The sequence below is a fragment of the Vibrio sp. KUL70 genome, assembly GCF_059725515.1.
In genome coordinates this window covers 662669-676382 of the sequence record NZ_AP045835.1, presented here as the reverse complement: position 1 = coordinate 676382, position 13714 = coordinate 662669, and the positions used below count along the sequence as shown (strand labels likewise).

Annotated in this window: 16 protein-coding genes; 4 read left to right on the top strand and 12 right to left on the bottom strand. The window is 46.6% G+C overall.

Annotated elements, in window-relative coordinates; all coding sequences use genetic code 11:
* The first annotated feature begins 55 nt into the window (after positions 1-55).
* The 4 genes from AC6I7V_RS17105 (at position 56) to AC6I7V_RS17090 (ending at position 2310) form a co-directional block, all read left to right on the top strand.
* Positions 56-988 carry a LysR family transcriptional regulator gene (locus AC6I7V_RS17105; protein WP_498012355.1) on the top strand — a complete coding sequence of 311 codons (933 nt, stop codon included), beginning with the start codon at positions 56-58 and terminating at the stop codon, positions 986-988.
* Positions 989-1087: 99 nt separating this feature from the next.
* Complete coding sequence (locus tag AC6I7V_RS17100; RefSeq protein ID WP_255232305.1) at positions 1088-1480, top strand: GFA family protein; 393 nt, start codon at positions 1088-1090, stop codon at positions 1478-1480.
* 9 nt (positions 1481-1489) lie between these two features.
* Complete coding sequence (locus AC6I7V_RS17095; protein ID WP_498012354.1) at positions 1490-1957, top strand: OsmC family protein; 468 nt, start codon at positions 1490-1492, stop codon at positions 1955-1957.
* 8 nt (positions 1958-1965) lie between these two features.
* Positions 1966-2310, top strand: a complete 345-nt coding sequence (locus AC6I7V_RS17090; protein WP_498012353.1) for a ribosome recycling factor family protein — start codon at positions 1966-1968, stop codon at positions 2308-2310.
* 65 nt (positions 2311-2375) lie between these two features.
* Here AC6I7V_RS17090 and ahpF read toward each other — a convergent pair whose 3' ends face one another.
* The 12 genes from ahpF to AC6I7V_RS17030 all read right to left on the bottom strand — a co-directional run bounded on the left by ahpF (position 2376) and on the right by AC6I7V_RS17030 (position 13656).
* A complete protein-coding gene (gene ahpF, locus AC6I7V_RS17085; protein ID WP_498012352.1) occupies positions 2376-3974 on the bottom strand; it encodes an alkyl hydroperoxide reductase subunit F in 1599 nt (532 codons plus the stop codon).
* A 284-nt stretch (positions 3975-4258) separates the two neighbouring features.
* Positions 4259-4816: an alkyl hydroperoxide reductase subunit C gene (ahpC, locus tag AC6I7V_RS17080; RefSeq protein ID WP_004413034.1), complete on the bottom strand. Its 558-nt coding sequence runs from the start codon at positions 4814-4816 to the stop codon at positions 4259-4261.
* Between the two features lie 267 nt (positions 4817-5083).
* Positions 5084-5605, bottom strand: a complete 522-nt coding sequence (locus tag AC6I7V_RS17075) for a DUF3833 domain-containing protein (protein ID WP_498012351.1) — start codon at positions 5603-5605, stop codon at positions 5084-5086.
* A 10-nt stretch (positions 5606-5615) separates the two neighbouring features.
* Positions 5616-6176 (bottom strand): chalcone isomerase family protein, encoded by a 561-nt coding sequence (locus AC6I7V_RS17070; RefSeq protein WP_498012350.1) that lies wholly within the window; start codon positions 6174-6176, stop codon positions 5616-5618.
* Between the two features lie 3 nt (positions 6177-6179).
* Positions 6180-6704: a DUF2878 domain-containing protein gene (locus tag AC6I7V_RS17065; RefSeq protein WP_498012349.1), complete on the bottom strand. Its 525-nt coding sequence runs from the start codon at positions 6702-6704 to the stop codon at positions 6180-6182.
* Positions 6682-7962 (bottom strand): class I SAM-dependent methyltransferase, encoded by a 1281-nt coding sequence (locus tag AC6I7V_RS17060; RefSeq protein WP_498012348.1) that lies wholly within the window; start codon positions 7960-7962, stop codon positions 6682-6684. Before AC6I7V_RS17060 ends, AC6I7V_RS17065 begins: the two co-directional genes overlap by 23 nt.
* A 43-nt stretch (positions 7963-8005) precedes the next feature.
* Entirely contained in the window at positions 8006-8887 is an 882-nt protein-coding gene (locus AC6I7V_RS17055; protein WP_498012347.1) for a DUF1365 domain-containing protein, read from the bottom strand.
* On the bottom strand, positions 8884-10137 hold the full coding sequence (locus tag AC6I7V_RS17050) for an NAD(P)/FAD-dependent oxidoreductase (RefSeq protein WP_255232313.1): 1254 nt from the start codon (positions 10135-10137) through the stop codon (positions 8884-8886). Before AC6I7V_RS17050 ends, AC6I7V_RS17055 begins: the two co-directional genes overlap by 4 nt.
* 2 nt (positions 10138-10139) lie before the next feature.
* A complete protein-coding gene (locus AC6I7V_RS17045; protein WP_498012346.1) occupies positions 10140-10853 on the bottom strand; it encodes an SDR family NAD(P)-dependent oxidoreductase in 714 nt (237 codons plus the stop codon).
* A 1-nt stretch (position 10854) separates the two neighbouring features.
* The gene (locus tag AC6I7V_RS17040) at positions 10855-11286 is read right to left on the bottom strand and encodes a nuclear transport factor 2 family protein (RefSeq protein WP_255232315.1); all 432 of its coding nucleotides are present in this window, start codon (positions 11284-11286) and stop codon (positions 10855-10857) included.
* 28 nt (positions 11287-11314) lie between these two features.
* Positions 11315-12712, bottom strand: coding sequence for a deoxyribodipyrimidine photo-lyase (phrB, locus tag AC6I7V_RS17035; RefSeq protein ID WP_498012345.1), 1398 nt, complete (start codon positions 12710-12712; stop codon positions 11315-11317).
* Positions 12709-13656 carry a YbgA family protein gene (locus AC6I7V_RS17030; protein WP_255232317.1) on the bottom strand — a complete coding sequence of 316 codons (948 nt, stop codon included), beginning with the start codon at positions 13654-13656 and terminating at the stop codon, positions 12709-12711. Before AC6I7V_RS17030 ends, phrB begins: the two co-directional genes overlap by 4 nt.
* Between the last annotated feature and the right edge of the window lie 58 nt (positions 13657-13714).

Below are 13714 nucleotides of genomic sequence, written 5' to 3'. Positions count from 1 at the left end.
AAAATATGAATTCATTATTCGGTTTAAGTGAACAGTGTGGTGAGGAAGAAGTAGCATGGATAAGTTTTCTGACATGACGATGTTCGTTAGCATCGTGAAGCATCAAGGTTTAGCGGCGGCAGGGCGAGAGCTAGGCTTATCACCTGCGACCATGACGGCTAGGCTGCAGGCACTGGAAGAGCGATATGGCGTGAAGTTGTTGAATCGAAGTACTCGACATGTGTCTTTGACTGACTCTGGCGAGCTGTATCACAAGGCGTGCTTGGAGATATTGGATAACGTTAGCGAAGCCGAAAACTTGATTCAAAATGGTGTCAAAGAGGTTAAAGGCCCTTTAAAAATCGCCGCTCCCAAAGACATCGGCAAGCAGTATATTCTTCCTATTCTCTCTGAGTTCTGTCAGCAATATCCCGACGTGATCCCTTACCTATATTTGAACGATAACCTGTCAAATATTGCAGAGTCGGGCATGGATGTGGTAATTCGCTACGGAGAGTTAGTCGACAGCAGTTTGATATCAAGACGTTTATCCCCGAGCCGACGTGTGTTGTGTGCTTCTCCTGAATATCTTGCCAAGCATGGAACGCCATTAACGCCTCAAGATTTAGCAGACCATGATTGCTTAGCAATGCTACGCAGTAATGAAGAGCTGAAAACATGGCATTTCCAAGATCATGACATGAAGAAGTCGATTACCGTTGTACCAAAGCGATTCTCAGACGACGGCGAAGTGATTCGCTACTGGGCATTAAAAGGTGAGGGTATTGCGCTCAAATCAGTGTTAGATGTGCAAGATGACATCAATAACCAACGCCTTGTTACTTTGCTCCATGGTTATATGAAAAACTTTAATACCTCGACCTCTGTATCGAGCGCCGACTTGAATGTGGTGTACATCAGCAAGAAGTATCAACCTAAGCGAATTCGACTGTTCTTGGATTTCCTGATCGAAAACTTTGGTCGTTTGACTAATAAATCAATTAATTAACGCGATATGACAAAACTCTCGAACTGAAAACGGGACTGCGGACAGAATTGACTAGACTGGTTATGATGTGAGCAATACATGGATGTACTGGAGAGAACAATGAAAAAAGTTGGCAACACGGTGATCAAACCATTTCATAAAGCGACCTGTCACTGCGGTGCGGTGGAGTTGGAGCTCAGCCTACCTAACGGCATCGAAAAGCCGCGTCGCTGCGATTGCTCTATTTGTCGTCGTAAAGGGGCGATTGTTGGCTCTGTTGCGCTGGATGGTATCAAGATCCTCAAAGGTGCAGAGCATCTCAAGTTATATCAATTCAATACTAACACCGCGAAGCACTACTTCTGTTCGAACTGCGGTATCTATACCCATCATCAACGACGCTCTAGCCCAAATGAATACGGGTTCAATATTGGTTGTTTGGAAGGGGTGAACCCTTTTGATATTGGTGATGTGGTGACTAACGATGGTGTGAACCACCCTGCGGATCGCTAAGGAGAAAACATGTCTGATTATGGTGCCCTGATTCGCTGGCAGAAAGGTGACGATGAGGTATTTAGCGATAATCAATACAGTCGCGGGCATGCGTGGGAATTTGATGGTGGTGTTATTGTACCTGCGTCGTCATCGCCTCATGTTGTGCCATTACCGCTCTCTGTTGAAGAAAATGTTGATCCCGAAGAAGCTTTTATTGCGGCGATTGCCAGTTGTCATATGCTGACGTTTCTGGGCATTGCAGCTAAGCGTAAATACGTGATCGAGTCTTACATTGATGACGCGATTGGTGTTCTTGAAGAGGATAAAGCAGGGCGTGCTTGGGTGAGTCATGTTACGCTTAGACCCCAAATTCAATTTGTTGGTGATAAGCGCCCGACGGATAAACAGCTCGAAAAGTTGCATCATCTGGCGCACAGTAACTGCTTCATTGCCAATTCTGTAAAAACCGAGATCACGGTAGAGATAGACTCGTAACCCACACTATGTTTTCAGTTGTACTCAATAGCTTTGTCCACCGCGTGCCAGATAAGGAGCAGGTGATCGCCCTAGCAGCCGCGAATGGTTGTCAGTTAAAACGCATTCGACGCTCTCGGAATTGGATGTTAGTAGGTGAAGAGGCGCAGCTACATAAATTAAGGGAGCAACTTAGCGATGCTCCCTTACTTTGGATGGTGACTGCGATTGATAAAGTATTACCTAAACCAACCGTTTGTTTACAACAGTTGCTTCAAAACACGCCTTCGATGACCGTCGCTCAATTGGTCAGTGAATCTGGCTGTTCACTGGCAGAAGCGCGCATTGCAATTGATGAGTTTGAAGGGCTGTAACAACAAAAAGCCACCACTGAGTTCAGTGGTGGCTTTCTCTTTTTTAGGCTTGCTGCGTTATTTGATTACGCTACTTCTGTCACTTTTTTAGCGACTGGCGCTGGGTTGCGAATTAGGTGGTCAAATGCACCTAGGCTCGCTTTGGCACCTTCACCCATCGCGATGATGATCTGCTTGTAAGGTACGGTTGTTACGTCACCTGCTGCAAATACACCTTTCATTGATGTTGCACCGTGTGCGTCAATCTCGATTTCACCACGTGGTGATAGTTCAACCTTAGTGCCTTTCAACCATTCGCTGTTTGGCATTAGGCCGATTTGAACAAAGATACCCGCTAGGTCGATGCGCTTAAGCTCATCAGTGTTACGGTCTTTGTACTCAAGACCCGTTACTCGGTTACCATCGCCAAGCACTTGTGTTGTTTGTGCCATCTTGATGATTTCGATGTTAGGCGTTGAATTCGCTTTGTCGATAAGTACTTGGTCAGCACGCAGTGTGTCTGCAAATTCAAGAACTGTTACATGCTCAACGATACCTGCTAGGTCAATTGCAGCCTCGATACCTGAGTTACCACCACCGATAACGGCTGTTTTCTTGCCTTTGAATAGTGGACCGTCACAGTGTGGGCAGTACGCTACGCCTTTGTTGCGGTACTCTTGCTCACCCGGAACATTCATTTCACGCCAGCGTGCACCGGTACTTGTGATTACTGAGCGAGCTCGCAGTGTTGCACCGCTCTCTAGCTCAACATGGATGTAACCGTCTTCTGTGTCTTCAGCGTCGATGATGTTAGCCGCGCGTTGCTCGGTCATCACCTCTACGCCGTACTCTTTTACGTGTTCTTCTAGGCTAGCTACTAGTTTAGGACCTGTGGTCGCTTTCACTGAGATGAAGTTTTCAATCGCCATTGTGTCCATTACTTGACCACCGAAACGGTCTGCAACTACACCCGTGCGAATGCCTTTACGTGCTGCGTAGATTGCGGCAGAAGAACCTGCTGGACCACCACCTACAACAAGAACGTCAAACGGTGCTTGCTTGCTTAGGCTCGCTGCTTTTTTCTCAGCTGCGCTAGAGTCGACTTTGTTTAGGATCTCAGCCAGAGACATGCGGCCTTGGCCGAACAGTTCACCGTTGATGAAGACACTTGGTACTGCCATGATGTCGCGAGATTTCACTTCGTCTTGGAAAGCTGCGCCATCAATCATAGTTGTTTTGATCAGCGGGTTGATTGCCGACATCATGTTGAACGCTTGTACAACCTCAGGACAGTTTTGGCAAGAAAGCGAAATGAAGATTTCAACATTCAGTGGCTGACCAAGGTTCTCAATTTGTTCGATAACGTCTTGTTCAAGTTTGATTGGGTGACCGCCACTGTGCAGTAGTGCTAACACTAATGATGTGAACTCATGACCCATAGGTAGGCCTGCAAAACCGATGCTCGTGCCTTTTTCTGTGTTTAGCACTTGCATGATTGGTGTACGATCACTCGCGCTATCGTCACGGATAACCACAACTTTGTCAGAGAGTTCTGAGATGTCGTTCGCCAGCTTCTCTAGTTTGCTTGCTGTTTCGCTTTCATCCAGGCTAAGAACGAGCTTAACGTCATTTTTTAGGAATTCTAAGTATGTTTGCAGTTGCTGCTTCATTGCTTGGTCTAACATGATATGCCTACTTCTCTTTTCTGTTCGGGGGCGCTCTTTTGCGCTGATGGAGCTATATTGCCTTGACCATCACAATTGGTAAATTCGGACGTTTCTATTAGTTTGGTAGGCAAAACCTATCAATCATTGGAAACACTTATTAAAGCTGGCCTTGGTTTTTAAGTGATTGAATGAAAACAAAAAAAAACCACATCGCATGGATGTGGTTTTGAGTATTAAAGCGGCGCGCCAAAGCCCTTTAGGAGGCAGGCTAAGGCACGCCTGTAGAACGGGTTTGCAGATGCTTAGATCTTACCTACTAGGTCTAGAGATGGTGCTAGTGTCTCTTCGCCTTCTTTCCATTTCGCTGGGCAAACTTCACCTGGGTTGTTTGCAACGTACTGAGCCGCTTTAACTTTGCGTAGTAGATCTTCAGCGTCACGACCGATGCCTTCAGCAGTGATTTCCATTGCTTGGATAACACCTTGTGGGTCGATTAGGAATGTAGCGCGGTCTGCTAGGCCTTGACCTTCACGCATTACGTTGAAGTTGTTTGTGATAGTGCCAGTTTGGTCGCCTACCATGAAGTACTCGATAGTACCGATCTTGTCAGAAGTGTCGTGCCACGCTTTGTGAGAGAAGTGTGTGTCAGTTGATACTGAGTAAACTTCCACGCCGCGAGACTGAAGCTCTGCGTATTTCTCTTGTAGGTCTACAAGTTCAGTAGGACATACGAAAGTAAAATCTGCTGGGTAGAAGAAGAATACTGCCCATTTACCTTTCACGTCTTGCTCTGTGATTTCTACGAACTCGCCGTTTTTGAATGCCGTTGCGTTGAATGGTTTGATTTCTGTGTTGATCATGATTTTACTCTCTTTAATTTGTTGTTTTGACGCTGCCTTGCGTCGATGTGGATATATTGCCTCGACAGGCTCAGAGGGTAAATTCGGACGTTTCTATTGTTCTAATAGGAGATAGCTATCAAGTGTGAAAGGCAATAGCTATTGAAAAGTAAATTTAGTGATAGGAAAGCTCTATCAGCGCTGTGAAGGTTGATTTGAGATGATGGAAACAGAAAGCCTCGACTCAAAGAGTGAGTCGAGGCTTGTGTAATCTGTTGCTATGGACGGCTAGCGTTTTTCGATAAACAGTATGACTTCGCCGACCTTGAAACCAAACTTAGACATTTCGGTTTTGTTGAACAGGCGCTTGTCGTCCATTAAAAACATCCAGTCATCTAGAGTGACTTCATACATTGAACCGTCGACTTCGATTTCTAGCGTGTATTTCCAGTAAAGGGCAGAGCCTTGCGTTTCACCATACGCTTCGCCTATTACGTCACCCGCTGTGCCTGTGTAGGTGTTGTCACCCGTTTTAATCAGCTTCCAGACTCGAGTGGAGCGTTCACCATCAGCGAAGCGAAACCACTCTTTGATTTCACCCTGTTCGCCTTGCCACTCTGCCACTAAATCCGCTTCAAAACGTCGCAGTAGATTACCAGAGCGATCGAGCACCATGCCATAAGCGATGAGGTCGCCGTCAAAGAACTGTTCGAGCTTGAGTTCAGGTGTGGTGCCCGTATGTTCGGATAAGTTGGCAGAGCCACACCCTATTAGAAGAGAGCAAAGTAAAAGTAGCCATCCTGTTTTCATTCATTGTGTCCTATTTATTGAGCCCTAACAACTGTTGGCGGAGTTTTGGTTCTGACGTGTTTTCTGACAGCCAGATAGAGAGAAAGGCTTGTCCAAATTGGGTATCGGTAATGGTGCCGATTGGTTGTTCGTCGAAATAGAATTGGCTTTGCTGGTTTTCTGAAACGCGAATGGTCAGGGTGCTGCCCTGTTTTACGTTCGGCCACATTTCGTAGAGTGGAGCGATCCAGCTCTTGATTTTGCTGTCCGAGTAGCCCAGTTTTTCCCACTGATCTTGCGTTGCATCGACTAGATCTTTGCTATCAATGTCACGGTAGTATTCGATTTTCAGTGCTTGCTCAGAGCGAGTAGGTGTGGTGTATAGCTCGGCGTTGTAGAGGGTCCAAAAGAGATAAGTCATCTCTCCTTCGCCCTGCTTATTTAAATCACCGACGGGGGAGGCGTTAGCGGTGTTGTGGAAGATAAGTGCGCTGCACGCAAACAGGGTAGCAAGCGCTGACAGTAAGTAACGCTTCCATTGCGAATAAGGGTGGCGCTGAGCTTTAGCACGACCCTGTGATGAATAAGCCATAAGTCACCTCGTTGTCTCCGCCATATCAGGCTTGTTTAGATGCGAGTAGCCGACCACTAACAAGGGAATGACTAATCCCCAACTGACCGCAAGCGTGGATAACACCCACACATCTGGCCATGTGGACTGAAGCGCACCTGCCTTGATGCCGCCCCAGTAACTACTAGTACCTCCTACGAAACCGAGGAGAATGAGGATCACTTTCGGACATTTCATTAGCCAATTGAGGCTATGGTTAAAACTGATTAAGAACATCACCCACAAGCAGGCGAGCCACACCGGGAACCAAGTTTGGTTAGCGATACTTGGGTGTGCTGAAAAGGCGCCAAGGCCAATCATTAAGCTATCGAGAAGCAGACCTATTGGCAGCAAGAGTAAGACTCTGAAGTCGTCACGACGAGTGGGTGAGAGAAGAAAATGCAGCGCCACCAATAGTGGCGCTATAAAGACGGCTTGCTCGGTAAAGAAAGCACTGCTTACCCAAGTGGCTTGAAACAGAACAAGGTTAATAATCCAGAACCGTTTCATCTTTTGCTCCATAGTAGCGAGGCTTACGCGCCACAATGTGATGAGTGCTGATCACGCGTTCAAGGAACGCGCCTTCGCAGTAGCAGAAATAGAAGGTCCACAGTCGCTTGAACTGTTCTGAATACCCTAGGTTTTGTAACTCATCCCAGCTCTGCTCAAACGCGACATTCCAATCGTTCAGCGTGCGCGCGTAGTGCAGACCGATGTCGTCAATTTCTTGGACGACAAGATCGGTGCTCTGTGCAAGGTGACCCGTCATGACAGCAACAGAGGGTAGGCAACCACCAGGGAAGATGTATTTCTGAATGAAATCGACCCCTTTACGGTATTTCTCATAGCGTCCATCTGCGATGGTGATTGCCTGTATCAACATCTTGCCTGTTGGCTTGAGTAGCTGAGAACAAGTAGTAAAGAAAGTTTGCAGGTATTCATGGCCAACCGCCTCAATCATCTCGATAGAGACCAGCTTGTCGTATTGACCTGACAGATTGCGGTAGTCCTCTTTGAGCAGGGTAATTTTGTCGCTTAGTCCGAGTGCCTCAATGCGCTGCTTGGCAAGCTCGTGCTGAGCATCAGAGATCGTTGTGGTGGTGACGTGGCAGCCGTAGTTTTGCGCCATGAATATCGCCAGTCCACCCCACCCAGTGCCTATCTCAACCACACTGTCTTGTTCTGTTAACTCTAAGCGTTCACAAATGGTACGCATCTTATTTTGCTGAGCGTCTGTAAGCTGGGTAGCTTGTTCACTGTAGATGGCTGAGGAGTATTGCATTGATGGGTCTAGGAAGCGTTCGTAAAGCTCATTGCCAATATCGTAGTGGGCCAAGATATTACGCTTCGAGCCTTGCTCTGTGTTGGCGTTCTGCTTTCTCAAAAACAAGTTTTTAATCTTGGATAGCCACTGAGTCTTGTCATCTAGCTCGTCGAGTTGCTGTTGGTTGCGAGCCATGATCTGAATAACTCGGGTTAGATGTGGGCTCGTCCATTTACCGTCAATATAAGCTTCTGAAGCGCCGATACTGCCGTTAAGGACGACATCTTTAAAGAAACTAGAATCGTGAATGACAATCTCGGCGTGAAGGCTGGCTTCTCGGTCACCAAATATTGAATGTTCATCACCTTCGATGACTTCGAGTTGAGCTCCCTGTAAGCGTTCCAGAATAGTGAAAACAAGGCTTCGGTACTTACAGTTTTTATTCAGCACTGCGGTTTGAGGCTGCTGCTTGATGTTGTGATTTTGTTTGGCAAGCTGTTCCATGTAGACCTCGCTGAGAAAATTCTCGTGTTAGTTAATTCTTGTATTATGACGGCTTAGAGACTGAGTCTGGGTGCGGGATAAAGGGCACCTTTTTGAGAAACAGTTTCAAAGCCTGATAATAAATGCCTAGCACAACCTTAGTGGTCATGGCCGGAATTCGAATCAGTGTTTGTCGTATATCACCGGCAGTCATCGGTTGTTTTTCGAGTGCCAATGTAGCGTCAAATACCTTTTTGTCTCCGGGATATTGCTCGTCCCTATGATTTTCAATATGGACTAAAGTGCGGCGTGATGGAGGCTTAATCTTCCAGTGGTAAGTCATGTCTAAATCCATAAATGGTGACACATGGAAGTCTTTCTTCGCCTTCATTTCTTGCTGCATGTCTATCAAATAATAGTGTCGTTCGCGCCAAGGAGTGTTGCTTACCTCTGCCAGCATGTAACGGCACTCCAAGTTTTCGTCATAGCAAAAGAAGCAATTGATCGGGCTAAAATAAATCCCGAAACAACGGCACTGTGCGAGCATGGTAACTCGGTTGGAGTCGCTCCATTGACCACCCAGTGCTTTCACTTTGAGTGCTATACGCTGCTTTAGAGTTTTTAGTTCATTACTGTTTTGCGTTTTATTGCTGCTTGACGTTTTATCATTAATTTTAGAATCATGATTGCCCAACGACTCGTCTCCGTCGAAGGTCTTATCCGGCACATAATCTGTCTCAACAAAGCGGATAGGGTTGAACCAACGGGTACCGAATATCCAGCTACGGGCTGTTGTCTGCTCGATCTCATCCAGATCGAGCCCCATCATGTACAACTGATAGCTAAACTCGTGGGTAATGGCACCGAAACGGCGGTGCCTTACGCTGCCCCAGTAAATGCCACTGCGCTCGGTGTTGTCATCGAAGTGGCGAGTTACCGTACTCATAGCTCTAATCCAAAACGCTTAGTCACATCGAGCGCACTGCGCACACCATCTTCATGGAAGCCGTTGTACCAGTAAGCGCCCGCAAAATGAGTGCGATTGTGCCCACACATGGTTTCACGCTGCTGTTGCGCTTGAACAGTGTTGGAGTTGAGTACCGGATGATGGTAGACAAACTGACGAATGATCTTATCTGGGTTAATGGCCTCGCTCTGGTTGAGGGTGACACAGAAGGTGGTATCGTCTTCAATCCCTTGCAAAATGTTCATGTTGTAGGTGACACAGGCTGGTCGTTTACTGTTGCCATCTAGCATGTAGTTCCAACTCGCCCACGCTAGCTTGCGATCAGGTAGCAGCTTAGTGTCGGTGTGAAGAACCACTTCATTGCGGCTGTATGGAATTTCTCCCAACACCGCCTTCTCTTGTTCAGTCGCGTCGCCGAGCAGCGCCAGTGCTTGGTCAGAGTGACAAGCGAAGATCACTTCATCAAAAATTTGTGTTTCGCCAGATTCAAATTCGATGGCGACTTCACTTTCATAGCGGGTCACCTGCTTGATGTGGCTGTTGAGCTGAACGGGTTTAGATAGGCGAGATAGAATAACATCGACGTAGGAGCGTGAACCTTTAGGAATCACGTACCACTGCGGTCTATTGGTGATATCGAGTAACCCGTGATTGAAGAAGAATTGGATAAAGAACTTCAGCTCGAACTGTTCCATCTCTTCTAGGCTTGTGGACCATATAGCCGCACCCATAGGCAGTATGTAGTGTTGGCTGAAAAAGTCTGAAAAACGGTAGTGGTTTAGGAAGTCGCCTAGCGTTTCTTCTTCGACGAATTGATGGTTTTGAAAGCGCTCCTTGCACAGTTTGTTGAACTTAATGATCTCGAGAATCAGGGTCCAAAATTGTGGCTTGAAGATATTACTGCGCTGAGCGAACAGGGAATTGATGCTGTGACCGTTGTACTCAAACTGAGTCCCCGTGTTATGAACACTGAAACTCATTTCTGTTTCTTGACGATCGACACCAAGCTGTTTGAGTAGCTTGTTGAAGTTAGGGTAGGTGCGATCATTGAAAACAATGAAACCTGTATCGATAGAAAATGCCTTGCCTTGGTGTTCAATATCGACCGTGGCTGTGTGTCCACCGACATAATCGTTTTTCTCAAAAACTGTGACGTCGTGGTGTTTATCTAATACGTGTGCGCAAGTGAGTCCGGAGATACCGGAGCCAATAATGGCAATCTTTTTCATTGTTATACCATCCTTGAGGCAAGCTTATGCCAAACCGACTTGGGTAAAAATCGCAGGCACTTCATGATGAAGATAAACCTGCGAGGAAAATCTACTTCGCTCTTTCCTTGTTCGAGTCCACTGATGATTCTTTGAACGGCTTGTTCGCTACTTATAATCATAGGCATAGCGAACGTGTTTCGCTCGGTCAGTGGGGTATCTACAAAACCAGGATGAACGATAGAAACATGAATATTATGTGCTGCGAGGTCGACAGCGAGCGTACGACCTAGATAGGTCAATGCAGCCTTTGAAGCTCCATAAGCTTCAGCTCGTGGCAATGGTAAAAAGCCTGCACTGGAGCTGACTAGAACGACTCTGCCTGCTGGCTTTATGCATTTAAGCCAAGCTTCTAAGGCGTAGCCAATAGAGATCAGGTTGATGTTGATGACGCGCTCGAAGAGTTTGGCATCAAAGTTGACGGGATCGTCAATGTACTCGCAATCTCCGGCGTTTAAGATAACCATATCCAAAGCTTCACCTGAGGTGAGATCTGGGTAGTTGTCGTAATCGAGAAGGTCAAAGCAGAGTGATTCAATGTTGATTTGTTCGCTGGTCAATGAATCGAGCTTGTCTTGACTACGACCGCAAGCGACAACGGAATGACCGAGTTGAGCGTACTTGATTGCTAGCTCTCGACCGATGCCTGAAGTAGCGCCTGTAATAAGGATTCTCATGTTATTGGCTCGCTCTTCGCTTAATGGATTTGATTGCACAACCAAGAATGGGAACGTGCTCGTACAGCATCGCACCCACATCGAGATAATCACGATGAGATATCACAAGACCATCTTTCATTGTTAGGTGAGAGTGTCCTTCTACGATTATCGGCTTGCGTCCATTAAGCTGTTTGTGGGTAAATTCCATGGACCAGTAAACGGCTGCTTGTTCGCCAGACTCGAACGCGCTGATGATCGTAAATTTACAGGTGGCAACATTGGTGTAGATGTTCTCGAAATAACGGGTTAGCGCGTCCAACCCGTTCACTTGATGAAGTGGATCTGTGAATTCAACCTGCTGGTGGTATACATCCTGTAATGCACCAAAGTCGTCAGTGCCTAGCTGTCTATACATATCAAGAAAATTATCTAGCCATCGTGAATTTTCCATGAGTTCACTCTCACTTTCGTCTGTCGTGCTATTTGTAAAATTCTAAGGCCCTTAGCCGTGCTTGTTTGTGTTCAACAATAGGTCCCCAGTAACGACTGCCTTGTCCACTCTTCGCGATAAACGTATGCGGGAAATGCACGTCTCGATCAGGAATGTTTTGCAGTTCTGGTAGATATTTACGGATAAAAATTCCTTTAGGATCAAACTTTTCACTCTGAGTTATCGGGTTGAAAATCCTAAAGTACGGTTGTGCATCACAGCCAGTGCTCGCAGCCCACTGCCATCCACCATTGTTGGCACTGAAATCACCATCAATCAGGTGTTCCATAAAGAAGCGCTCGCCCCACCGCCAATCTACCAATAAGTGCTTAGTTAAAAAGCTAGCTACGACCATTCTGAGACGGTTGTGCATCCACCCTGTTTCGAGCAGTTGGCGCATGGCAGCATCAACCAGAGGGTAGCCGGTTTTACCTTCACACCAGCGCTGGAAATCTTCCGGGTTGTTGTGCCAGGTCAGCCCATCGTACTTTTCTTGGAAGTTCTCACCTTTAACCAATCTCGGGTGGTGGAAGATCAGATGTTTATAGAAATCACGCCAGATAAGCTCATTGAGCCAAGAGAACTCAGCGCACTGGGTATCGACCAGCAGTTCTGGGTGTTCTTGAATCAGTTGAATCGCCAACCAACGAGGACTAATCGCACCAATGGCAAGGTAAGGCGATAGGCCAGAGGTGCCCTTTATTGATGGAAAATCTCGATTTTCCGCGTACTGATAGAGCTTTTCTGCAAGAAATTGAGGCACCACTTGCCCTAACACATCGTCAGCTAGCGGCCAGCGAGAAGAGTCTTCTCTTGGGAAATCAAAGTCGTACTCCCTTGAAAAGGTTTCTCGATTCGATTGTGCGCTTTCCGAGTTAACGTGCGGATAGGGAGCGCAATCGATGCCAGAGGCTTGAACATACTTGAGCCAAGCCTTTTTGAAAGGAGTAAATACCTTGAACATCTCTCCTTGCTGATTGAGAACTCGTCCTACGGGAACAATCACGTCGCAATCAAAGGTGGTCAGTGTGATGTCGAGGGCACGTACCGCTTGATCTCTTTGCTGTTCGTCCACTTCTGGTTCAGAGTTGGCGACCACTTGGGTGATGTTATGCTCGTGGCAGTAGTTAACAAGCGTAGTTGCTTGATCGTCAAAGTCGGAAGCTTTCAGATGAACAAGCTCAATACCAAATGTCGCGAGCTGTTCTGACAGCAGGGTTAAGTGGCGGTATATAAAGTCGGCTTTAATCGGTGCTAAATGGTGCTGTTGCCACTGTTTAGGTGTAGAAATAAAAACGGCGTGAGTAGCGCCGTTTTCAATTGCAGAGATCAAAGCCGGATTGTCATGAACGCGAAGATCGCGTCGTATCCAGAGTAGAGTGCTCAATATCCGTATCTCAACTTAAGTTCTTGTGGATGTGGGTTTAGGTAAACCTGTGATTGTAAGTACTCGTTTGGGTACTCCATCAAATAGTGATTAATCAGCGTCAGTGGCACCAGCAATGGGATAGTACCTTCACGGAAATCGTTGATTTGTCGTGACAGCTCTTGCTTATGAGTGCTGCTTAATTGCTTCTTAAAGTAGCCTTGTAAGTGCTGAAGTGTGTTAGCGTGCGTACCACGGTTAGCATGGTGTTGCAGTGCCGTCATCAAGCCTTCTATATAACGATCCGCCAACTCGTTGATTTCTAGGTCACTTTCGCCCAACAACTTGCCGAGCTCTTTGTAGCCTTCAACGTGATGACACATAACTAGATACTTATGGGCACTGTGGAACTGAATGAGCTTGTGCTTGGTGATACCTTCATCAACTAAGTCGAGCCATTTCTGATACGTAAACACTCGTGTCATGAAGTTCTCGCGAAGAATCGGGTCGTTCAAGCGACCATTTTCTTCTATAGGCAGCAGTGGATTGTGATCCATTAGCTGCTTGGTGAACATGCCTATGCCTGTTGATTCAGAACCGCGACCGTGATGGTGATAAACCTTTACCCGCTCCATGCCGCAAGTTGGGCTTTTTTGGCACACAATGAAGCCCGCAATGTGTTCGTTGTTTTTTGCGTAGTTCTGCCCGTATTCGATCAACTCGTTAGTGACGTCACCAGTGCCATCTGGACGAGATACGTGAATAACGTCATCTAACATTCTGGTTTGACGAATTGTTGGGCGAGGCGTTGGAAGCCCCACTCCCATCTCCGGACACACTGGCTCTAAGTCAACATAGTCGGCCAGATCTTCCGTGCAGAAACGAGAGCGTTTATGACCTGTATCGAATCTAACCTTGTGCCCTGCAACACAAGCGCTGATACCGATTTTTATTTTTTTGTCCATAGGTCAAATCCTTTTAAACATTACTCAAGACGTTGTATATAAGATGGTATATTTATTA